Here is a 22,940-nt window from a genome sequence, read left to right as displayed (position 1 = left end):
GTTTTTCAAAAAAGCTTATGCTATAATACCGATATATAGGTGGGAAAATAATAACGTGTCGAGCATATTTTATAGAAAAAAACCAATCATCGGCCTAGATATCAGCCGAACAAGCATAAAAGTAATGTCGATTGATAGAAATCGGATGCTGGTTCATGGATATGGATCGATCAACCTCGATTCTCAAAAAAGCGACGGAAATTCTGCAGACAACACTGAATATTTGGCGCAGAATATCAAAACATTATTGAAGAAAAACGTCGTAGGACAAATTAACAGCAATCGCGTAGCGCTGGGTATACCAACTAACCGAACATTTTCGCGGACATTTAGCCTGCCTGTGAAAGAAGAAAGTAATATTCGCAGTGCGGTAAATTTGGAAGCCGAACAATACATTCCAGCTCCATTAGACTCTCTTTATTTGGACTATCGAATCATCAATCGCACGAAAGATGAACTTAGTGTGCTAATGTGTGCCGCACCGAAGAAAATGATCGACAGTATGCTGGATGCCACAAAACAATGCGGCCTGGAAGTTGCAATAATTGAGCCGAACATCAGCGCAATCGCTAGACTTCTGAAGCGCACAGAAGAAGGAATGCTTCCTACTGTTATTGTCGACATAGGCACATCAACTACAGATATTGCAATTCTAGATTCTGATATACGTGTGACGGGCGGCTTAAATGTTGGCGGCTATTCACTCACCTTAAATTTAGCTAAAAAAATGAATGTACCGATTGAAACAGCTCATCAATTTAAGGTATTAAACGGATTAAACCCTGGCCCAAGGCAAGCCAGAATCGCAGGAGCCTTACACCCAAGTTTGGAAAAAATGACCAACGAAGTTAAGCGTGTTATGCGATATTACACAGACCGCTTCCCTGATGAGAAAAAAATCGAGCAAATTCTCATAGTTGGCGGCGGCGGTAATTTGCCAGGAATTGGTGATTTTTTCACAAACGAGCTATTAATGCCAGCGCGTGTGGCAAGTCCGTGGCAAATGCTCAATTTCGATGGGCTAGAGCAACCAGCAAAACAGCTTCGCTCCCAGCTATCACCAGTTGCGGGACTAGCCTTAATCAAGCAGGAGGATATTTATGATTAACCTTCTTCCCCCTCAAGAGAAAAAACAAATTAGCGCTGGACGAGTAAATGTTATCTTAAGACGATACTGCATTATATCATTGATATTTGCAGGTTTGTTATTCTTAACTATTGGCGGATTTTATCTATTCTTAGAAAATAGCCGCACCTCAGCTCAAGCCAACATCAACGAAGGAAATGCCAAACTTGCTCAATATCAATCGACGCAAAAAGAAGTTAGCGAGTTTAAGAAAGACCTCGACTCGGCTAAGGCGATCATTAGCAACGAGGCTCATTACTCTACAATTATTCCAAAAATTGCACAATATATACCATCAGGTATGGTTTTGGATTCTCTGGCGCTAGACACTTCAGCGTTAGACAAACCATTGTCATTGACAGCTCTTGGAAAAAATAAGGACGACGCTATTCGAATAAAAACTAGTTTAGAAAAATCAGAGATATTTAGTGACGTTCACTTGGAGACTGTTGTTTATAGCGGCGGCAACCAATCGTCAGACAAGCCTGCAGATTATCCAATCACTATAACAATTAGCGTTACACCAAAGCCAGAGGTCTTAAAGCAATGAAAAAAGTTCTAAATGCCAGTATTGCGCGAATTGTCCTGTCGTTATTATTGCTCATAATATTATCAGCAATGGTAGGACTAGTTATTTTCGCCTATTCATTCCTAAGCAAAACATCAGAAGAAGTTGGAAAAATGCAAACAGAAGCAATTGCAGTTGATGCAAAAATACAAAGTTTGCTAGCGTCAAAATCTCAGCTCGATCGCAATTCCGACACAGTTAAAAAAGCAAAGAATATCGTCTCAGAATCGAAACTTTATCAATATCAGAATCAGATTATTAAGGATTTAAATACCTACGCTGACCGCGCTGGCATTCCGATTAAAGCTTTCTCTTTCCAAAATGAACCAACAACTTCCGCTAAGACAGCGACATCTAGCAAGCGGACACCCGCCAGCCCTGCTGGAGTGAAAAGCACTTTCGTATCAATCCAATTGGGAGATCATATAGATTACACGAAATTCCTACATTTCCTTAGTCTTATTGAAAAAAATGTCACCCGAATGCAGCTTTTAGGCGTGTCAATTTCTAGAGGTGCAAATAATCATGAAATATCAATCCAATCACTTGAAGTAAAGGTTTATACACGATGAGTCCATCAATATCAGAACAGCTCGAACCAATCGTAAAATCACTGTCCAAATTCCTGTGGCGATTTCATGTGATAATATACAGCGTTGTCGTAATCGGAGGTGTAGCAATCGCGATATTTCTTTTGAGTGGACTTTTAGCAGTTCCTACCGAAGAACCACAAACCGCATCAATAAGTTTTGACAAAAAACCATGAAAATTATTAAAGACTTCCGACCATCAACTTCAACAAACGACTCATTTAGTCTGCCGGCTGGTCGCTCCAATCCGTTTGCCGAATAGAACGTAACCGTTTATAATATAGTTATGCTTATATCCGCAGATCGCTTCCTTGATATTCCCGTCATGAGTCTTCAGACGGGCTCCGAACTGGCGCGAACATCGCGAGAAATTATCAATCCGAAGAATCTGTCTATAATCGCATATGAGCTTGAGGGGCGACTTTTGGACCAACATCCTAGTTTACTTCGCGTTGACGATGTCAGAGAAATTGGGCCGCTCGGTATGATTATTGATTCAACCGATGAGATCATAGGCATTGATGATGTTATTGCTATAAAAGAAATTTATGAAATCAATTTTGCATTAAAAGACAAGTTGGTTATTGATGAAAAGAATAAGAAAATCGGAAAAGTTATCGGATATACGTTGGCGGCTGGGAATTTTATTATACAACAGCTCCGAATTCGGCGACCATTCTTGAAAAGTTTTGGCGACACAGAGCTACTTATTCATCGTTCTCAGATTGTAAAAGTGACCGATGATAAAATCGTTGTAAAATCAGCAACTATCTCGCATATAGCCGAAAAAACACCTATTCCGCAGATAAATTCATACGAAAACCCATTCCGCAAGCAGCCTCGTCCACAACCAGAATCTACAAAAGTTGATTAATCATTTGGGTTTTCAAGAGCCTTCTTAATGTCGTCGTAAGAAAACCCCTGCCTAGCCAAATATTGCATAAACTTCTGTTGGTCGCTATATCGATAACGTTTTTTAGCAATAATCTTCCGCAATTCCTCATCATCAGAGCGAATATTCTCTTTAACTAACGACTCAATCGTTGTATTATCAATTCCCTTTTGCGCCAGTTCCAATTTCAAACGACGAATACTGGCGCCTTTTTTCATGAACCGCTGCTCAAACCAAAATCGAGCAAATTTTTCATCGTCCAAATATTTCTTCTCAATAAGACGACCTAAGACACGCTCAGCAACTTCCAGCTTCACTCCGGGACGTTCAATAATTTTTCCAGTTTTCGCTGAACGTCGACGAGTGGCTAGCGTTTTCCGACGCAGGTAATCGCGCACTTCTTTGATGGCTCGCGGACGCATTAAGCAGTATTCTATAGACCTAGCATACAACTTGCCAAACTGGCTATCGTCTTCTAGCTTCGAAATTTCCTCTTCCGTATATTCGCGACCAATCTTAATTCCTAGTTCGCCGACCTGAAATACGTCCAAGCTAAAACGATATTTCCCGTCAACGCTTACATTGACACGATTTTTATCACGAGCCTGAAAAGAAATATCGGTGATTTTCATCTATATATGAATTAGCTTTCCGCTTCCTTCACTTTATCACGCACTTTCTGATCAATTTCCGCCAAAACCTCAGGATTTTCCTTCAAGTAATTCTTCGTCTTGTCGCGCCCTTGACCAATCGTTTCGCCGTTATATTTATAAAACGCACCAGATTTTTCAACTATACCGTGCGTTGCCGCCAAGTCCAGAATATCGCCAGTTTTGCTAATTCCCTCGTTGTACATAATGTCAAATTCAGCCACGCGGAACGGCGGTGCAATCTTATTTTTCACAACCTTAATTTTTGTGCGATTACCAATAATATCATCGCCAACTTTGATCTGACCAATTCGACGAATATCAATTCGCTGCGACGCGTAAAATTTCAAGGCATTACCGCCAGTTGTCGTTTCAGGATTGCCAAACATCACGCCAATTTTCATACGAATCTGATTGATAAAGATAACCGTGGCTTTTGATTTATTGATAATTCCCGTCAATTTACGCAGAGCCTGACTCATCAATCGAGCCTGAAGACCCATATGAGAATCGCCCATATCGCCATCAATTTCAGCCTGTGGCGTCAAGGCAGCCACCGAGTCAACTATCACCAAATCCACCGCGTTAGAACGAACCAACGTTTCTGTAATTTCCAATGCTTGCTCGCCGTTATCTGGCTGAGAAACCAACAAATTTTCCGTGTCCACACCCAGACGCTTAGCGTATGCTGGATCAAGAGCGTGCTCGGCGTCAATAAACGCCGCCGTTCCACCCTGCTTCTGAATTTCTGCAATAGCGTGGAGCGTCAATGTTGTCTTACCCGAACTTTCTGGACCATAAATTTCTATGATACGACCTTTTGGATACCCGCCGCCAAGCGCCAAATCCAAACTCAAAGCACCAGAAGGAATTACTTCAACATCGACTTTATGAGCCTCGCCCAATTTCATAATTGATCCGTCACCAAACTGCTTAGTGATTTGATCCATTGCTAGACCAAGCGCCTTAAGCTTACCTTCATCAACTTTTTTATCCGATGCCTGACTTGACTTTTCTGGATTTACTGTTTTACTGTCTGATTTTGCCATAGCATTCCCTCCTTAGTTACTTCCTTTATTATACCGATTTGTCGCAAGATTTGCTATAATTACATTCATGAATAAGCGAAACGGTTTCACTATTATTGAACTTTTGGTTGTAACAACTTTCTTGATTATTATCGCAATCTTAGGTTTCTCACAATATACAAAATTGACCAACGAATCAAACAACGCCAAAAAACGCACCGCGATTAACGCTATGCATTATAGCCTGGAAGAAGGTTTTTACGTTAAAAATGGCTATTATCCAGAGAAGTTAGAAGAAGGCACACTTCCGACTATGGATCCCGCGTTGTTAAAAGATCCACAAGGTAAGAAAATTGGCGAAAAAGACAGCAGTTACCGTTATGAATCTTCAAATTGCAATGATGGAAAATGTAAGTCATACAAACTTGTCGCGACGCTTGTCGATGAAGATGACTACATAAAAGAAAGTCGCCATAAATAATTAGCTAATCATCACAAACAGGACGGCCATTCTTAAAGTCTTCAATGGCATTATTGATTATCGCAATTTGTTTGCGTGGATTTGCCACAAAATGGAATATATATGTCGTTTCTTCACCTTCGGTGCTGAGGCGAATCGTGCCATAATTGAAAAGAGTTTGAATAACGCCTGATTGACGGAAGCTTGCATCTTCAATACTGCCTAAGCTCACCGTCTGTTCATGTCGATAAAATAGACTGCCTTGGATTTCCTGAATCACACTTTCATTGGTCATGTAAAAATGGTTCTGCAAATATATCCACAGGGACACCGCACCACCAAGCGCAACCAGCCCAATAAGCAACATCGCCACGCCAAACACATCGGTCAGTGACGGCATTGGCGAGATAATTGCGTCACGAGCAATTGACGGATAAAACATCACAAACACCATGATCATCACCACCAAGAAAACCGAAATTCCTGTTGGAATAAGCATGCCAATTGGATGACGCTTAATATCCAAAATGATATATTCGCCTTCGCTCAAATTGAGATTCGGGTATTGCTGAACTGATTTTTCATGTTTTTGCATCAAGTCGTCGCTAATAGTAAACGGCTTTGGGTCAATATCCCTGGCAACATGTACGACTTGCGGCTCATTAGCATATTGACTACGTAATCGCGGATCAAAATTCTCCCCATCAATAATTTCCGGCCTTGTCGTCACATAAGAATTCGTCTGCGCCACAACCGGAGCTGGACGACCAGTCTGCGGCGGATGATGATACAGTGGTCGGCCATCAGCATCGTATGCAACAGGCTGCGTTAAATCTTCTGATGGAGACGTTTGTGGATTCATGCCTATATTATAGCATGATACGCCTCAAGGTGTGCTTGTTTTTTACCGCCAGCACCCAGTTAGACTTGCCGGTTCTAACTAAACCACAAAAAACCAAGGAATACGATAACTATTTTTCCAAATGTCGCTTTGCCTTAATCGTCACTCGACGGCCACGTGGCGTACGCTCAATAAAACCAATTTGTAGCAAATATGGTTCATAAAAATCCTCAATTGTTGTCGCCTCATCACCGGTCAACGCCGCAATTGTTGTTAAGCCAACAGGATTATCGCCATAATTTTCCAGAATCGATTGCAATAAATTACGATCAGCCGGATCCAAGCCCAACTCATCCACTTCCAACATTTCCAAAGCGTTGGTTGTAGTTTTTACATCAATTATTCCGTCGCCATTAACATCGGCGTAGTCACGGACGCGCTTAAGAAGTCTATTGGCAATACGCGGCGTCAAGCGCGCTCGCGTCGACAATAAATCCGCCGCTTCACTTCGAATTGACGATTCCAAAATCTTCGCACTACGCGTCACAATTTTCGCAATATCCTCTGGCGTGTAAAATTCCAAACGATAAATATGCCCGAACCTATCACGCAAAGGTGCCGCCAAACTTCCGGTTCGCGTCGTCGCGCCAATCACCGTAAATCGCGGCAAATCTAATCGAATTGATCGCGCTGCCGGACCTTTTCCAATCACAATATCCAGCTTAAAATCTTCCATTGCGGAGTACAAAATTTCCTCCACTGATCGCCCTAACCGATGAATCTCATCGATAAACAGAATATCACCGTCTGATAAATTAGTCAGAATTGACGCCAAATCACCCGCTTTTTCAATAGCCGGACCACTAGTAATCCGCAGATTCGTACCCATTTCATTAGCGATCACCGTCGCCATAGTTGTTTTACCAAGCCCCGGCGGACCATATAATAATACGTGATCCAACGGCTCGCCGCGCTTTTTAGCCGCATCAATCGCCAAGCGCAAATTACGCTTCAATCTTTCCTGACCAACATACTCAGCAAAACTCTGCGGACGCAGACTCACCTCAATTCGCTGCTCTTCAGAATCATCATCATGCGAACTTGTATCAACTATTCTTTCAATTGCCATACACTAATTATATCATTTGTAGTACAATAGGGGTGTCTACATCTAGAACCAGGCGTTTTGAGCGCATTGTTTACGTGCATAATGGGCAGCCGTTATCGAGCGTAAACTTGCGTTCTAGGTGTAGACAGCCAAATTTAACGGCTGTCCTTTTTGTTGGGCGGCACATCTCATAGGAGGGGATGATGAACACAAGCGAGAAAAAACCAATTTTTAAGAAGGTGTGGTTTTGGGTAATTATTGTTATTATTGTGATTGGAGTATCAAGCGCATCGCAACAGAACAAAGCCACTGTCGTCAATACAAACAATAATAACGCTACTTCGGAAAATAAACCAACCGAAAAAACTACTTTCAAAGTTGGTGAAACTATCGCTTTTGACGGCAAGGAGGTGACTGTTAAATCAATTGATCGCGACTGGAAATCAGATAACCAGTTTATTAAGGCTAATGACGGAAAAGAATTCGTTAAAGTGAATGTGTCAATTGTCAACAAATCAGATAGCGAGCTATCATTTAATACGTTCGACTGGAAAATAGAAGATGCGAATGGTGCCATTGAAGGGCCAAGCGGCACAGCCTTCACTGCAAGCGACAACCTAGGGTCTGGCGACCTAGCAGTCAACGGCAAAAAAGAAGGTTCTGTTATTTTTGAGGTTGCAAAAGATTCAAAAATTAAAATTCATTACCAACCATCGTTCTGGTCAAATAAAAAAATTACCATTGAGCCGTAAGAAAACTAATTATCATTACGAGGACGCTATTGCTTTTAGCGTCCTTTTCTATATTTACTATCGTTTCAAAGCTTCAGTCACTCGCTGAGCTGTTGGCAAATTAGCATCGACGTTTTCAAGCGCCTTAGTGGCATCTGCCAGCGTATAACCCAAAGCCATCAACGCCTCCAAAGCTTCATCGGAAGTGTTTAATTCAGTCTGTAGCGGAGCTTCCGTTCGACCATAATGAGTCGGTAAGCCAACTTTATCACTTAAATCAACCACCACTCGCTCGGCGGTTTTTTTGCCAACGCCAGTAGCCTTTTGCACAAAGCTGCTGTCAGCATTAGCAATAGCATTGCGCACTTGCTCGGCATCACCCAAGCTCAAAATAGCCAGCGCCGCCTTTGGGCCAACCCCCTGAACCGTGATTAGCATCTCAAACAATTTTTTCGCTGCCAAACTAGAAAAGCCAAACAATTCCTCCGACTGTTCGCGCACGTGATGATAAGTATAAAATTTTACTTCTTGATCTAATATCACCGCGTCAAAATCATTAGTCGCCACGCTAACTTCATATCCAACACCGTGAACATCAACAACTAGCGAGCCATTAAACTTCTCAGCAACTTTTCCAAAAACATGTGCAATCATATTTCAATTATACCCGATTCATCGCCGCGTGTGTAATTGCTGCAGCCAAAGCATCCGCGCAGTCATCCGGCTTCGGAACATCTTTCAAACCCAAATTAAGGCGCACCATTTCCTGAACCTGCTTTTTATCAGCCTTTCCATAACCGGTCAAAGTCTGTTTTATTTGCAACGGTGTATATTCAGCAATCAGCATTCCGGCTTTTCGCCCAGTCAACATCGCCACACCACGAGCCTCCGCTACAGAAATCGCCGTCGTAACATTGCGCGCAAAAAATAGCTTTTCAATCGACATAACATCAGGATTTGTTTCGGCAATAATTTCTGTCAGGCTATCAAAAATATCTTCAAGCCTTTCGTCAATTGGCGTATGTGCTGGCGTCGTCACAACTCCCGCCGTGACCATCTTGAACTTACCGCGAGAAAAATCAATCACGCCAAACCCTAAAATCCCCGTTCCCGGGTCAATCCCGATAATTCTCATATCTTTATTATAGCAATTATTTGCCGTTAGCGGATTTAATGCTTTCGTGGATTTTTCGTACAAATTGCGAAATTTCCCACCGCCATTGCCATACGCCGTAACCGACGGCCAGTAAGCTCACGCCACCAAATACCCACCAACCCCAAGTAGCACCAGCGACTTGCTTAACTTCAGCGGCCGCCGAACCAACAGTCGGCATACTAGCCGATTTTATCTTTCTGCATCGCTTAGTCTGCGGATTACGCTCAAATCCTTCTGGGCATTCTTTTGCTATATCGTCAGTGGAGGCAATTTTCTTACATCGACCCGTAGCTGAATTGCGGAATTGACCTTCTGGGCAAGGCTTCAAAGTTTTTGCCGCAGCCGATGCGATAGATCTACATCTACCAGTTTCTTCACTACGATAATAGCCATCTTTACAGGGCGTAATAGTTTTTTCCGCTTCAATTTTTCGACAACGGCGAGTTTCCAGATGGCGATATTGACCGGCGGGACAAGGACTTTCAGCTGGCGGGGTGGCAATTTTCACACATTTACCCAACGCGTTCCTCTCATAGCCACTCTGACAATCCAAATACTCCTTAAAGATATTCTCAGAATTTTCAGTTATCATAAACGTTTGCATCCACTCATCATCAATCAAACTCCATGAAGAGCTTTTCGCTAACTTCTCATATTCAGCAGAATCAATTTGCGAGCCAGCCTCGTCCAGTAAATAAACTTTTCCTTTTGTTTTTGGCAATTTCAGTTTCGTACTTTTTATTTTGATCGTTAAAAATTCGCCGGGATTTAATTCGATGTCACCAATATTTTCACGAACGCCAGCATAGCCAACCGTCAATTTACAGCCTGTCGTAATGACGGTTTTTTCGCCAGAATTGATAATCTCAATGAACTGTTCGTCAACATTCGACGCGATTTCACTTAACTTCAGACCTTCACATTTATTCAGCTCTTTTGAAGGTTCAGGTTTAGGCTCTGGACTCTTACAATTTGGTCGTGAATACGGCTCAACTTCCTGATTGTTAAGATTTTTACCTGACAAAAATTTCGAATCAATAATATTTTCATCAATAAAACAGCGCCAAACAATTTTCACACCGCCTTTAATTGGTGAGCCTGCAGACTTTGAATTATTTCCCCAGCCGACAGTATCTGCGACCGACCCGTCCGAGCGCGACAACACGACCGATCCATCATTTTGAGCCAAACCTAAATTATTATCAAACTTTATGGCACCCGCTAACATCTTATCGTTTGACAAAACCAAAAATTCGTTCGGCGATATTACTTCATCCTTGAAAATTTTTCCAACAGTTTCAACTCCAGATCCAGTGTGATACTCTATTTTCCAACCAGCCAAATTAACATTCTGATTCGTCCGATTATAAATCTCAACGTATTTTTTGTCCTGACTAATCTTTGAAATTAATATCGGCGCATTTTCTTCTATTCTTCCACTTGGATTATCTATTTTTGGCTGCTCAGATTCGGGGTTTGGTTCGGACTTTGAAGACTCATTGGTGGCAGGATTTTCGCTCGGACTATCTATAGACGAATTCTCTGTTGGAGTCTCGGGATTTTCACTTGATTGAGAAGGTGAATTGCTATCGATCTGTTCCTTATCAACAACTGAATCTTTCGCTTCCTCAGCCGATTTAAGACTATTATCAACAGTCTGAACGTCATCAACTTTCGACTCTTGAGTAGCACCTGAAACACCTTCCGCCAAAACCAACGGCGACGGCATTATTAGTGCCACGGCTAGCATCATAAGTAGTGTGTTGCGCAAATATTTCATGCTCGCTCCTTGCTTATGGTTAATCATCTTTAGTTTAGCGTACTTTTTGTCAAATTAAAAATCGCCCCAGAAAAGGAGCGACTTCTTAGAGCGATAATTTTATTCCGCCGTGATATCCGCATTTGTATGAACATTCACAACGTCATCCAAATCGTCCAACGCATCAATCATCTTCATCAATTTCTGCGCAGTTTCCATGTCGGCAATTTCTATCGGCGTATTGGCAATATATCGTAACTCTGCATCTTTAACCTTCAAGCCTTGCTCAACCAATTTATTTCGCACGCTCGCCAAATCTTTCAACTCCGTATACACGATAATTTCGCCGTCTTCCTCGACAGCATCTTCGGCGCCAGCGTCCAAAACCGCTAGCAACAAATCTTCCCCGCTGCCTTCGATAGTAATGACGCCTTTGCGCGTAAATTGGAACATCACACTACCAGCATCGGCAATTCGTCCGCCATTTTTAACCAACGCAGTTTTTACCTCTGGCAATGTTCGATTGCGATTATCTGTCGCCGTTTCAATAATAACGCCCACGCCGCCAGGACCATAACCTTCGTAAGCAATTTCTTCCAAAGCCGCCGCGCTCTTATCCGCCACTCGGTCAATTGCTCGCTGGATATTTGCACTAGGCATATTTGCAGCCTTAGCTTTTTCAATTGCCATCGCCAAACTTGAGTTCAGCGCCGGGTCTGTGCCGCCACGTGCTGCAATAGCAATTTGATTACCCAATTTCGTAAAAATCGCGCCGCGCTTAGCGTCAACAATCGCTTTTTGTCGGTGAGTTGTAGCCCATTTACTGTGTCCTGACATAATTTCTCCTAAAGTTATTTGCTATTTCAATCTGTTACTATTATACACTACTCCACAATATTTATCTTAGCGAGGTCTAATTTAGTTTGCTTTTTCATCCAAATCATTGCCAAAATTAGCGACATATATAAAGCCGCACATTGCCACAAATTGATACTAACTTCCATTTGAGCCCATTCAAATCCAGCCGTCCAATTGGTGACTTGAATCATATAGCCAAGTAACCACGTCGTCGGAATTGCAATCAACACGCCAATCATCGGCATAAAAACCAGTACACCCGACATAAACGTCAGCAGCATCGCTAGCGGCACAAACGGCAAAATCAACATATTTGCAATTAACGCCACATTGCTAATAACCCCAAAACTCATCATTAATAGCGGCAATGTCATAATTTGCGCCGACAAAGTTTCAATTAAAATTTGTCGAAACGCGCCCGGCTCTTTATTACCAAAAAAGTAAGAATGAAGAAGCGGCGCCAACATAATTACGCCCGCAAACGAAGCAAAGCTTAATTGCCAGCCCAAATCGCCCCAACCAAATTGCGGATTTATCAATAGCGTAATTGCCGCCGACACAGGAAGTAGAACCAGCGGATGAATTGTCCGACCATAATACCACGCCGCCAGACTCAGTCCCGCCACCAAACCAGCCCTCGACATACTAGGGCTTAATCCAGTCACCGCCATAAAACCAATTATCATAACAGCCGCGCTGAGCATCGCTAGATATTTTGATCGCTTAGCGAATAATCGTCGCGCTAAACGAACTAAAATTGTTAAATTATAGCCGCTCGCTACCACGATATGCGTTAGTCCAGCAATTTTCAAATTGTCACTTAATTCAGTTGGCATGGCGCGTCGCAATCCCAATAAAAATCCCAGCCCTAGCGCAGATTCAGACTCTGGAACGTGAGTGCGAACTCGCCCAGCAAACCAATCACGAACTCCCACCGCCACATCACCCGGAACGGGTCTTTCGGCACTAATAATTTTCGCCCGATATATGCTTGCTGAAAAAGCCCCAAATCCCGCCGTCATTTTACCCTTAACCTTCACAATATCACTACGCTTAATTGAGTTTTTATCTGGCGTCGTCACCCAAATTTGTCCCGACAATTTTTCATTATTCATCTGCAAATTGCCCAGCCTAAGAACCGTTTGACTATTTTTATCGAGATCAGGATCCTCCAAAACTTGACCCTGGATAATTGCGACTTTTCCGATTAACGAATCATAAACCTCCACGCCTTTTCTGCCGATTTCACCGCGCCAAAGACCAATCAAAGCTCCAGAAATAATTGCTAAAATCACAAAAAATCGCCAGCGCCAAATTGCCACAATTACGAAAATAGCCACCCCGACCAATAAAAATAATGGATTCACCGCAAACGACCGCGGTATGTAATGAATGGAAATTACGCCAATTGTCAAACCGAGACACCACACCGCCACCAGCCAAGAAATATGCAACTTATTAAATAGCCAACTATTCATACTTAAAGTATATCTGGATCTAAAGCCATAAAAAAGACTCCGCCAAGGGAGTCGATTTCAAATTTGGAGGGTCCACCGGGGCTTGAACCCGGGACACCCTGCTTAAAAGGCAGGTGCTCTAACCAGCTGAGCTATGGACCCATTCGGAATATCCGCTTTCTTCATCCTAGCACAAACCAACACAAAGGTCAATGCTTAGCTAGTTTATGTCCGCCAGTATGTAGTGAAAAAATGTCAATTAGACCACACACCAGACCAAACGTAGCCACGTATCGCCAATTATTCGCAAAAATCTTATACAGCTCCAGCGCCTGTCCGTCTAGTGATATATATTTTCCCAGAGGAACCACCAATAGCGCTGCTGTCAAAAACGCGACTCCCGCCGCAGAAACAATTCTCTCATGTTTTTTCTGATATCTAGGTCCGCTTAGAAGAAGCATAATTAACGGAACCAACGTTAAGACTAATCCCGAAATTACACCATTTGGCAATAAACCAGTTTCCAATTTCAAGCCGTCCAGCACCCCCGTCAGCCAGTTGCCCCACCATTCTGATAGTAAAAATCCCGTCGCCAGCGACAATGCCAATGGACCGAATCTTCGAGATGAAACAAATGCAACCACAAAAACCGTTACTAAAATTACTCCAAATAGAATTATAACGCTCATTTATCCTCCTCCAAATCAAATTTTACCTGTGACCCAACTGTAGCGCTCGCCTGCTTAGCAACTCCTGCCTTCACCTCCAGCACGTACTTTGCGGGAACCGGTGGCGCATATTTTTCATGCGGCTCAGCGTCTGGCTTGACGTTATGCTTTACATAGACAACGCGCTTTTTATCATTAATCCAAATCATATCAACCGAAAACTTCATATCTTTCATCCACATTTTATGACGATCGTTATGATCAAAAACAAATAGCATGGCATAATTCTCATCAATTCCCAACCTTCCAGACAGACCTTTCTGCTGCGATTCTTCGTCATTAGCAATTTCCGCCTGAAGCATCGTCTTATTAAGGTAAATCATTTCCGTTTTTGGCGAAACCGTTCGGAAAGCATAAAAAATTGCCCCACCAATAACCATCAGCATTCCGCAGATAAATATCCATTTGATGACAGTTTGAATCACTGTCGAGTGACGAGGCTCGTCCATAAACCTATTATAACAAGTTTATGCTTAAGCGCCGATTTTATCTTTTTTATTGCCACGCTTGGCGTTTCGATCGATGTATTCAATTATCTTTCCAGCCACATTTCGGCGAGTAATTTTCTCAATCCCAAATCCTGGACTAGCGTTAACTTCCAACACCAAAGCACCACGGCTTGATCTCATGAAGTCGACTCCAGCAACTGTTAATCCCATCGCCTTAGCGGCTTTCACGCACATTTTACGCTCAGAATCTGTCAATTTTATACTGGTTCCTTCGCCGCCCTTGTGCAAATTACTGCGGAAATCATCGTCCAAACTCTGACGCTTCATGCTAGCCACCACTTGACTACCAACCACAAACGCACGAATATCGACACCAGCCGACTCTCTAATAAACTCCTGAAGCAGCACGTTCGTGCCGTCCGAGTTGGTCAAATAGAACGCCTGCAGAACCGACTTGGCAGCCTTTTTAGTTTCCGCCAGAACCACGCCGTTTCCGTGCGTGCCGCGCGCCAACTTAATAATCGCCGGCATACCACCAATCTCTTCAATGAGCGAATCAATGTCAGTCGCGTTTCGAGAAAAGACCGTCTTCGGAATCGACACTCCCGCTTTAACTAATAACTGCGTTGAGCGCAATTTATCCCGCGCCCTAGTAATTGCAATCGAGCGATTCATGAAAAACGCCTTCGGGTGCATCATCTCTAGTTGACGCAAAACCGCTGTTCCATACTTTGTCATATGGCTCGCGATTCGCGGAATTACTACGTCAAATTCACCAATCTCCTTACCCTTGTAAATAACCGTCGGATGCTTTTCGTCAATTGAAACGTAGCAGTTTTTATACTTAATAACCTTGACTTGATGACCGCGCTTTTCAGCCTCTTCTTTCAGGCGAAGCGTCGAATAATTAATGTTGCCGTTAGATAAGATTGCAATTCGCATTATTTTTCTTCACCTTTCTGATGATATTTTTTATAAAATTCGTATGGATTCAATTTCACTTCTTCATTAAGACTAGCAGTTACGGACGGTTTTTTCCTGCGAACATTTTTTCTTGATACGTCCACTAGGAATTTTCCAGAAATCGACCGCCTTCCAATTAAAACCGGAAATTCATTCTTCGACCGATCAGACAAATTCATTAACATTTTAATTTTTCGCCCACTAATTTTTACCCAAAAATGTGTCCGGTAACGAATCTGCTCATGACCAGACGAACTACGCACCCTCGCCACCGAATAATCAGTTCTCTTAAATATCTTGCCATCATAATACGGCGAACCTTCACCAAACAGAGAAAATTTCAACACTCCATCTTTATCAATGTGAATATTACTCGCCCAAACCGCACTGGAATCGGCGCCCGTATCAATTTTAGCTGGGACTTTTTGCGCTCGCTCGCCGAAGTTCACAAACTCGGTTGACCCAATAATGGCTTTTTCTTTCATACGTCCATATTATGGCATAATTTATGATATATATCAATATCTAAGCTATGCTTGCCTAAGAGAACAATCCTCGTTTTTTCGTACCCTTAAATTGCTCCAAAAGCTCCTTTTGCTTTTTGGTCAATTTGGTTGGCGTATCAACAATAACACCCACAATATGCGGGCCACGAGATTCACTATGTAAGTGTGGCACGCCATGACCCGACAATTTGAAGTCGGTGCCGCTCTGAGTACCCGCTGGGATTTTCATCGTTATCACGCCATCCACAGTCTCCACATCAATCTCCGTTCCCAGTGCCGCATCAACCATAGAAATATGCTCTTCGCTAAGAATAATATTGCCTTCACGAGTGAATTTTTTATGCGCCTTAACGCGAATATGGACATACAAATCACCTCTGCCGCCACCAGCAACTGCTTCGCCGCGATCGCGCAGACGAATTGTCGCGCCATCATCAATCCCTGCCGGAATTTTAATAGTGATATCCTGATTTTGGCGAGTCGTGCCTTTTCCTCGACAAACTGAACATTCTTTTTCAGGAACTTTTCCCTTACCGTGACAAGTTTCACAAACAACCGCCTGCTGAATTTGCCCAAACAGCGAATTCATCGTTCGAGTTTGCTGACCCGCGCCCTTACAAGTTGGGCACGTTTTCATTCCAAATCCAGGCTCGGCGCCATTGCCATGGCAATGCTCACATTCAACATCCAGCATTAAACTAATTTTCTTTTCTACACCAAATACCGCGTCCTCAAAACTTAATGTTACACTAGTTTCAACATCACGCCCACGCGAACGACCATTCCCAGAGCCGCCAGCTGCGCCACCGAAGAATTGGCTAAAAATATCACCTAGTCCACCGTCACCAAAATCAAAGTGAACGTTTTGACCGCCGAATCCACCAAATCCTTCAAACGGATTGCCAGAAAAACCGCCACCAGACGCGCCACCAACGCCAGCATGACCAAATTGGTCATAACGCTGTCGCTTCTGTTTGTCTTTCAAAACTTCATAGGCCTCATTAATTTCCTTAAACTTAGCCTCGTCGCCACCCTGTTTGTCAGGATGATATTTAATTGCTAATTTACGAAAAGCCTTTTTTATCTCATCTTCAGAAGCGGTCTTTGGAACGCCCAATATTTCATAATAATCACGCTTGCTCATACCTTATATATTATACGCGTTTAGCACTCTCAGTGCAAGAGTGCTAAGTCCAAAAAAGGCCGCTCTTTTTATCGAGCAGCCTTCTTTGTAAATACGTTATGGTTATTTTTCGTCGACAATTTCGCCTTCGACCGGCTCGTCTTTATCAGACTTTTTGTCGCCAGCTTCGTCAGCTTTTTTATCGTCGGCTGATTGTTGATACATCTTAGCCCCGATTGGCATAATCGCATCATTCAAGGCTTTAATTGCAGCGTCCAATTCGTCCTTATCTTCAGAATCTTTGTGCTTTTCGGCCTCTTCGACAGCCTTTTCAATCGCTTGCTTATCATCGTCAGAAATCTTATCTTTGAATTCGTCCGGCATTTTCTTTGCCTGATAAATAGCGTTTTCAAGCTGATTCTTCGTATCGACAGTTTCGCGCTTTTTCTTGTCTTCGTCCGCGTGAAGTTCAGCTTCTTTTTGCGCCTTCTCAATATCTTCCTTACTCATATTGCCAGAGTTTTGGATGGTGATTGATTGCTCTTTGCCTGTTCCCTTGTCTTTGGCTGTAACGTTAAGAATACCATTGGCGTCAATGTTAAAGGTCACTTCAATTTGCGGCACACCGCGTGGTGCTGGCGCAATACCATCAAGCACAAAACGACCCAAACTCTTATTGTCATTAGCAAACTCGCGCTCACCCTGAAGAACGTGAATTTCCACCTGAGGCTGGTTATCCGCAGCTGTCGAGAAAACTTCACTCTTGCTTGTTGGAATTGTAGTGTTTCGATCAATCAACTTCGTCGACACGCCGCCCATCGTCTCAATTCCAAGAGAAAGCGGAGTCACATCCAGAAGCAACACATCCTTAACGTCACCAGCCAAGACGCCACCTTGAATTGCGGCACCAACAGCCACAACCTCATCTGGGTTCACGCCTTGCATTGGATCTTTTCCAAAGAAATTCTTTACGCGCTCGACCACAGCTGGCATACGAGTCATTCCACCAACCATAACTACATTGTTAATGTCGGACTTAGAAAGTTTGGCATCCTTCAAAGCCTTTTCTACTGGACCATCCAAGCGATCCAATAAATCCTTAACCAAATCCTCCAACTTAGCACGACTCAAGCTCATCTCAAAGTGCTTTGGGCCATCGGCATCAGCAGTGATAAATGGAATGTTGACTTCATACTCCGTAACCGTTGACAATTCTTTCTTTGCCTTTTCAGCCTCATCTTTTAGGCGCTGCATCGCTGCATTATCCTTGCGAAGATCAATTCCTTCCTTCGACTTGAAGTCGTCTAAGAAATAATTGACAATAGCGTTGTCGAAATCCTCACCGCCAAGGTGTGTATCGCCATTGGTTGCCTTAACCTCAAATACGCCGTCACCCAGTTCCAGTACCGACACGTCAAACGTACCACCACCAAGGTCGAACACTACGATAGTTTCGTCGTTCTTACCCTTCTCCAGACCGTACGCCAAAGCCGCAGCTGTCGGTTCGTTGATAATACGCTTAACTTCCAATCCAGCAATTTTACCAGCGTCCTTAGTCGCCTGGCGCTGTGAGTCGTCAAAGTAAGCTGGCACCGTAATCACTGCTTCCGTTACTTTTTCACCCAAGAAAGCTTCGGCGTCAGCCTTGATTTTACTAAGAATCATTGCTGAAACTTCTTCTGGCGTATATTCCTTGTCGCCCATTTCGACCGCCACACCAGTACCTTTTTTAACAATCTTGTACGGCATGATGTCCAAGTCTTTTTGCACTTCCTTGTCGTCAAATTTACGACCAATCAAACGCTTAACGCCGTAAATAGTGTTTTTTGGGTTTGTTACACGCTGACGCTGAGCAACTTGACCGACAAGTCGTTCGCCCTTTTTATTGACCGCAACTACAGATGGCGTAGTGCGATTACCTTCGGCATTAGAAATAACCTCTGGTTTTCCAGCTAACATATACGCAAATGCGCTATTGGTTGTACCGAGGTCTATACCAATAATTTTACCCATATGATTCCCCTTTCTTTTATGATCACATCTGGTCTATATCTTATATTCATTCTAGCACTCTTTCGTGGCGAGTGCCAACTATCTCAGTATAAATAATTAGCACTCTCATGTCAAGAGTGCTAAACGTAGTTTTTTTCTTAATCAAATTACTGACGAGCAACTTTTACCATTGCGTCGCGAATAACCGAGCCGTTCAAAGTATAGCCAGCGCGAAGCTCCTCGGCAATAACTTCCTTGTCGCCATCCGTTGATTCGTCAAATTGAACAGCCTGATGAAATTCAGGATTAAATAAAGTTCCGGGTTTGGCGTCAATTTTCTCCAAACCAATCTCCTTCAATTGCTTGTCAAGCTGCTTATGCAGACCAGCCACTCCCTTAACCCACGCATTATCTTGAACCTCCTCTGGGACGTTAGCAACAGCTCGCTCAATCGTATCAATAACTGGCAATAATTTCATCACCGACTTAGTTTGACCCAACTCGTGCGCTGATTGCTTTTCTGCATCCACGCGCTTACGATAATTCTCAAAATCCGCTCGAGTCCGCTGCAGATCCGACGTCAGCTCAGCAACTTCTTTCTCTAAATCTTCAGCTTTTTTATTCTTCGTCATTTTTTCCTCCTTTTAGCCACTACAAGACTTCTTCCAACATCACGCCCGTACGACGCACCAGTTCCATCGTTCGACGATAATTTTGTCGCGTCGGACCAATTACACCGATGTAATTATCGCCACCAGACGATGACTTAAATTTACTTATAATCAACGTAGCACCACTGCTTTTACCAATTGGGTTTTCGCTACCAATAAACACATTTAGCGGTTCGTCCGGTGCCGCTTCACGCAGCCACGGCTCAATATTGTCAATCAATTTAGCAACCGCCTGAACGTGATCGCCGTCACCAAACTCTGGCTGACTGAACAGCTGAGTCATTCCGTTCATATACAAACTCGAGCCAAATGACGCAAAACCAAAATTGCCAGTCATTTCCACTAAGCCGTCAACCGCTCGACGAATTGCTTTATCTGAAGTATCAACATTTGAATTGACGTGCGCTTCAATCGCCTTCGTGCTGCTATCAATACCACTCGGCAATTCCGTCATTTGCGCTGCCGTGATTCCATTGACATAAAAACGATATCCCTTATCCGTCGGAATTCGACCCGCGCTCGTGTGAGGCGCCTCAATAAATCCCATCTCCTCAAGTTTTGCCATTTCACTGCGAATCGTGGCGCTGCTCACGCCAAACAGTTTGGCTAGCGTTACACTACCAACTGGCGCCGCAATTTCAGCGTACTGTTCGATAATCGCGACAAGGATTGCTTGTTGACGTTCGGTCATAGTCCAATTATATCGCAAATCTAGCACTCATACAAGCAGAGTGCCAAGCCTTATCGTCTTTCCGTAAAGTAGCGCGCCGCATCCGAAGAGAACAACATCATGATCATAATATGCACGCCAATTGAGATCAAAAGCAGCATAATCGACGCATTGATTCGCCCAATTGTCACGGATAAAGATTCGGTAACAATAGCTAATGTCGCCACAGAAAGTAGCGAGATTCGCGCCCGACTACTTCCTCGAAGCAACAGCCCAACCAGCACGATCTCCGCCACGACCAACAGTACATTAAAGCTAGCCATCATTGACAGTATGGCATTCGCAGCATTTATATCAATTCCATCAATATTCGCAACTTGTACCAAAGTCGTCGGCCAGCTAGAAAAGTCCACCAACATTTGCCCAATTGTAAACAACGACGCCAGAATCATTAGTCCGCCGCCAATTAAAATCTGCGGTGGTCGGCGACTCCAAAGCTCTTCCAGCAAAGTTTCGTGATTTCGCGGATGACGATCATAAATTGTGCCATCCATAATCACCCCGAGCCGCGTTGAAGCCGTGACATTATCGTCAGCCTTTATTCGACCAACTCCCAAAATTGGCAAATCGCCATCAGTGCGGATAGAATCTCCAAGACCATTGCGCGAATGATAGCCCGTTGAAAAATCCTTTAATATCGTCACTCTAACATTTTTATTGTTACTTTTAACCGACTCAATGATATAATCTCGTTCAATATCAATATTCTCGTCAATTTTATGCGTGAACTGGAAAGTAAACAAAGAAAAGCCAACGCTCTTATCGTATGTACCAGCCGCCAACCAATCAACTCGATGACCGCCAGGAAGAAGCCAGCCAATTGGACATCGCCAAAACCTAACGTGATGACGACGCCTTGGATTGCCGTCAACTTCCTGCTGATAAGCAAAGTCCTGCCGTCTGCCAAACAAAAATGCTGGCGACACTGGTGCATTTGGATAACTACGACCACTCAGCACGGTAAGCACCATTTTCCAAGCTGATCTTGGAGTTATGTCATCCGCCAAAACCCAGCCAGCCTCAGTCATTGCCTTATGGAGCTTTTCTTCCGAGCCGCGCACGCTCAAATTTACAGGATCACTTAATACTCCATCCGCTGTTCGCGTCCTACCGATAAAATAATTCGGTACGTACATATTGCTCAAAATTCGATGAAGTCTAGGCAACGCCAAATATGCCACAATTATCCACACAACAAAGAACAAGCCAACCAGCCACCAGCCGCCCGTCGCCCAACCCTCTCTAAGTACCAACCACGCCAACCAAAACGACGCCAAACCTGCAAAGATAAAAAAGGATTGGTCTAACAATGTAGTCAAGGTCTTTGAGGAGCGATCTTGCCTGGCTGCTATTTTTTTTGGAGTTTTTACTGAACTCATAGATTAATTATATCATTGAGAAGATTTCGAGCTACCAAACGCGCCTCGTCATCCTGACGCTTAAACACGTCGCCGCGCAAAATAATTTCCTCGGTCACTCGAATTGCTCGCTCCAAATCGTCATTGATAATCACGTGATAATACGGAACTTCAAGCGCGTAAGCCAATTCTTTTATCGCCGAGGCGTGACGCTTTGGCCACTCCGCTTGAAAATCTTCTTCGGTTGCGTAACGCTTTTTTAATCGCTCAATCCAAGTTTGGCTATTTGGCGGCACAATGAAAATCGCAATACTTTCAGGCGCCAGTCGCTCATATTCCTCCACACCCTGAACGTCAATGTCGGTAATTGCCACGCGGTTCTGGTCATGCGCTAATTTCAACTCAGCCACTGACGTCCCATAAACCGTACCGTGAACAAATTTTGCCTCGATAAATTCATTATTTTGTAGCATATTTTCGGCAGTTTGCGAATCAATAAAATGATAGTCAATTCCATCTTGCTCGGCACATCCATTATTTGTGCGTGGCGCGCGCGTAGTGTGAGAAACAATATCGCGAAACTCTGGCGACTTCAGTAATTGTTTTTTTATCGTGTCTTTGCCCGCACCAGAAATTCCCGCGAGCAGCGCAATTTTCGTACTTTTAACCAACTCAATTGTCGATTCAGTTGGCTGATAATTTGTAATAAGATCTTCAATACTTGGCATAATATTTACCTATAATAACTCATCAAGTACAGATTGCCAATTGGGAAATTCAGAACTTCCAAAACGAATAAGCCGACCAGAAAACTCGCCCGCACCATTCGCTGTCCGATCGTCAATCAAAATATCGCCTCGACTCAAATTCTTTGCTGACGAAAAAATAACCTTACGGAAGAAAACATTATCCGAACCTTCGCCGCCAAAATACTTTTTCACCCACGCCAACTTATCGCCCAAAGCCGTCGGATTTTCCCACGGAGAAGAAGATAAAATATATAAATCATATTTGTCTTTCAGGGCGTAAACCGCCTCGATAGCTCCAGGCACTGGATCCATTAAAGAAAAAATTCCTGGAATATTATCGTGCCGACCAGCAAACTCATCAATCAACTCAGGCGGTACCTTCGTTAAAGCAGATTTGAAATCCGCCAAAACACCATCCATATCAATATAAACAATAGGTTTTTTCAT

General features: G+C 43.3%; 26 protein-coding genes and 1 tRNA gene. 6 read left to right on the top strand and 21 right to left on the bottom strand.

Annotation, left to right across the window (positions count from 1 at the left end; all coding sequences use genetic code 11):
* Nucleotides 1-55 precede the first annotated feature (55 nt).
* The 4 genes from pilM to LRM45_RS02355 all read left to right on the top strand — a co-directional run bounded on the left by pilM (nucleotide 56) and on the right by LRM45_RS02355 (nucleotide 3,158).
* Entirely contained in the window at nucleotides 56-1,108 is a 1,053-nt protein-coding gene (gene pilM / locus LRM45_RS02370; RefSeq protein WP_320412721.1) for a type IV pilus assembly protein PilM, read from the top strand.
* Nucleotides 1,101-1,676 carry a PilN domain-containing protein gene (locus tag LRM45_RS02365; RefSeq protein ID WP_243826586.1) on the top strand — a complete coding sequence of 192 codons (576 nt, stop codon included), beginning with the start codon at nucleotides 1,101-1,103 and terminating at the stop codon, nucleotides 1,674-1,676. The genes pilM and LRM45_RS02365 overlap by 8 nt, the downstream gene beginning before the upstream one ends.
* The gene (locus tag LRM45_RS02360) at nucleotides 1,673-2,266 is read left to right on the top strand and encodes a hypothetical protein (RefSeq protein ID WP_129636728.1); all 594 of its coding nucleotides are present in this window, start codon (nucleotides 1,673-1,675) and stop codon (nucleotides 2,264-2,266) included. The genes LRM45_RS02365 and LRM45_RS02360 overlap by 4 nt, the downstream gene beginning before the upstream one ends.
* Nucleotides 2,267-2,609: 343 nt before the next feature.
* A complete protein-coding gene (locus LRM45_RS02355; RefSeq protein WP_243826585.1) occupies nucleotides 2,610-3,158 on the top strand; it encodes a PRC-barrel domain-containing protein in 549 nt (182 codons plus the stop codon).
* On the opposite strand, the gene LRM45_RS02350 is transcribed toward LRM45_RS02355, so the two are convergent.
* Both LRM45_RS02350 and recA read right to left on the bottom strand, forming a co-directional pair.
* A complete protein-coding gene (locus LRM45_RS02350) occupies nucleotides 3,155-3,808 on the bottom strand; it encodes a regulatory protein RecX (protein ID WP_243826584.1) in 654 nt (217 codons plus the stop codon). The two genes, LRM45_RS02355 and LRM45_RS02350, sit on opposite strands and share 4 nt — an antisense overlap.
* Nucleotides 3,809-3,819: 11 nt before the next feature.
* Nucleotides 3,820-4,875, bottom strand: coding sequence for a recombinase RecA (recA, locus tag LRM45_RS02345; RefSeq protein ID WP_129631572.1), 1,056 nt, complete (start codon nucleotides 4,873-4,875; stop codon nucleotides 3,820-3,822).
* 67 nt (nucleotides 4,876-4,942) lie between these two features.
* On the opposite strand from recA, the gene LRM45_RS02340 reads away from it, so the two are divergent.
* On the top strand, nucleotides 4,943-5,335 hold the full coding sequence (locus tag LRM45_RS02340) for a type II secretion system protein (RefSeq protein WP_243826583.1): 393 nt from the start codon (nucleotides 4,943-4,945) through the stop codon (nucleotides 5,333-5,335).
* 4 nt (nucleotides 5,336-5,339) lie between these two features.
* On the opposite strand, the gene LRM45_RS02335 is transcribed toward LRM45_RS02340, so the two are convergent.
* Nucleotides 5,340-6,176 carry a PH domain-containing protein gene (locus tag LRM45_RS02335; RefSeq protein WP_243826582.1) on the bottom strand — a complete coding sequence of 279 codons (837 nt, stop codon included), beginning with the start codon at nucleotides 6,174-6,176 and terminating at the stop codon, nucleotides 5,340-5,342.
* Nucleotides 6,177-6,285: 109 nt separating this feature from the next.
* Nucleotides 6,286-7,284 (bottom strand): Holliday junction branch migration DNA helicase RuvB, encoded by a 999-nt coding sequence (gene ruvB, locus LRM45_RS02330; protein WP_243826581.1) that lies wholly within the window; start codon nucleotides 7,282-7,284, stop codon nucleotides 6,286-6,288.
* Between the two features lie 179 nt (nucleotides 7,285-7,463).
* Here ruvB and LRM45_RS02325 point away from each other — a divergent pair, with 179 nt between their 5' ends.
* A complete protein-coding gene (locus LRM45_RS02325; protein ID WP_243826580.1) occupies nucleotides 7,464-8,015 on the top strand; it encodes a DUF4352 domain-containing protein in 552 nt (183 codons plus the stop codon).
* 57 nt (nucleotides 8,016-8,072) lie between these two features.
* On the opposite strand, the gene ruvA is transcribed toward LRM45_RS02325, so the two are convergent.
* The 17 genes from ruvA to LRM45_RS02240 form a co-directional block, all read right to left on the bottom strand.
* Nucleotides 8,073-8,648 carry a Holliday junction branch migration protein RuvA gene (gene ruvA / locus LRM45_RS02320; RefSeq protein WP_243826579.1) on the bottom strand — a complete coding sequence of 192 codons (576 nt, stop codon included), beginning with the start codon at nucleotides 8,646-8,648 and terminating at the stop codon, nucleotides 8,073-8,075.
* A 7-nt stretch (nucleotides 8,649-8,655) separates the two neighbouring features.
* Entirely contained in the window at nucleotides 8,656-9,129 is a 474-nt protein-coding gene (gene ruvC, locus LRM45_RS02315) for a crossover junction endodeoxyribonuclease RuvC (RefSeq protein ID WP_243819416.1), read from the bottom strand.
* Nucleotides 9,130-9,145: 16 nt separating this feature from the next.
* On the bottom strand, nucleotides 9,146-10,930 hold the full coding sequence (locus LRM45_RS02310; protein WP_243826578.1) for a lamin tail domain-containing protein: 1,785 nt from the start codon (nucleotides 10,928-10,930) through the stop codon (nucleotides 9,146-9,148).
* Nucleotides 10,931-11,029: 99 nt separating this feature from the next.
* Nucleotides 11,030-11,746 (bottom strand): YebC/PmpR family DNA-binding transcriptional regulator, encoded by a 717-nt coding sequence (locus LRM45_RS02305; RefSeq protein ID WP_129743740.1) that lies wholly within the window; start codon nucleotides 11,744-11,746, stop codon nucleotides 11,030-11,032.
* A gap of 47 nt (nucleotides 11,747-11,793) precedes the next feature.
* Nucleotides 11,794-13,245, bottom strand: a complete 1,452-nt coding sequence (locus tag LRM45_RS02300) for a ComEC/Rec2 family competence protein (RefSeq protein WP_243826577.1) — start codon at nucleotides 13,243-13,245, stop codon at nucleotides 11,794-11,796.
* Between the two features lie 64 nt (nucleotides 13,246-13,309).
* Nucleotides 13,310-13,386 (bottom strand) — tRNA-Lys (locus LRM45_RS02295).
* 47 nt (nucleotides 13,387-13,433) lie between these two features.
* On the bottom strand, nucleotides 13,434-13,913 hold the full coding sequence (locus tag LRM45_RS02290; protein WP_243826576.1) for a hypothetical protein: 480 nt from the start codon (nucleotides 13,911-13,913) through the stop codon (nucleotides 13,434-13,436).
* A complete protein-coding gene (locus LRM45_RS02285; RefSeq protein WP_243826575.1) occupies nucleotides 13,910-14,401 on the bottom strand; it encodes a DUF192 domain-containing protein in 492 nt (163 codons plus the stop codon). Before LRM45_RS02285 ends, LRM45_RS02290 begins: the two co-directional genes overlap by 4 nt.
* Nucleotides 14,402-14,425: 24 nt before the next feature.
* A complete protein-coding gene (locus LRM45_RS02280) occupies nucleotides 14,426-15,343 on the bottom strand; it encodes a RimK family alpha-L-glutamate ligase (protein WP_178142762.1) in 918 nt (305 codons plus the stop codon).
* A complete protein-coding gene (locus LRM45_RS02275) occupies nucleotides 15,343-15,849 on the bottom strand; it encodes an ATP-dependent zinc protease family protein (RefSeq protein ID WP_243826574.1) in 507 nt (168 codons plus the stop codon). The genes LRM45_RS02280 and LRM45_RS02275 overlap by 1 nt, the downstream gene beginning before the upstream one ends.
* A 55-nt stretch (nucleotides 15,850-15,904) precedes the next feature.
* Nucleotides 15,905-17,014, bottom strand: a complete 1,110-nt coding sequence (gene dnaJ, locus LRM45_RS02270; RefSeq protein WP_243826573.1) for a molecular chaperone DnaJ — start codon at nucleotides 17,012-17,014, stop codon at nucleotides 15,905-15,907.
* 102 nt (nucleotides 17,015-17,116) lie between these two features.
* Nucleotides 17,117-19,006 (bottom strand): molecular chaperone DnaK, encoded by a 1,890-nt coding sequence (dnaK, locus tag LRM45_RS02265; protein ID WP_243822590.1) that lies wholly within the window; start codon nucleotides 19,004-19,006, stop codon nucleotides 17,117-17,119.
* 146 nt (nucleotides 19,007-19,152) lie between these two features.
* A complete protein-coding gene (locus tag LRM45_RS02260) occupies nucleotides 19,153-19,617 on the bottom strand; it encodes a nucleotide exchange factor GrpE (protein ID WP_243826572.1) in 465 nt (154 codons plus the stop codon).
* Nucleotides 19,618-19,636: 19 nt separating this feature from the next.
* Entirely contained in the window at nucleotides 19,637-20,347 is a 711-nt protein-coding gene (locus tag LRM45_RS02255; RefSeq protein ID WP_243826571.1) for a hypothetical protein, read from the bottom strand.
* Between the two features lie 50 nt (nucleotides 20,348-20,397).
* A complete protein-coding gene (locus LRM45_RS02250; RefSeq protein WP_243826570.1) occupies nucleotides 20,398-21,765 on the bottom strand; it encodes an LssY C-terminal domain-containing protein in 1,368 nt (455 codons plus the stop codon).
* Nucleotides 21,762-22,472, bottom strand: a complete 711-nt coding sequence (locus LRM45_RS02245; RefSeq protein ID WP_243826569.1) for a guanylate kinase — start codon at nucleotides 22,470-22,472, stop codon at nucleotides 21,762-21,764. The genes LRM45_RS02250 and LRM45_RS02245 overlap by 4 nt, the downstream gene beginning before the upstream one ends.
* A gap of 9 nt (nucleotides 22,473-22,481) precedes the next feature.
* A complete protein-coding gene (locus tag LRM45_RS02240; protein ID WP_243826568.1) occupies nucleotides 22,482-22,940 on the bottom strand; it encodes a 5' nucleotidase, NT5C type in 459 nt (152 codons plus the stop codon).

This window comes from Candidatus Nanosynbacter sp. TM7-057, from assembly GCF_022828295.1.
Taxonomy (GTDB): Bacteria; Patescibacteriota; Saccharimonadia; order Saccharimonadales; family Saccharimonadaceae; genus Nanosynbacter.
This window is presented reverse-complemented; position numbering and strand designations above follow the sequence as displayed.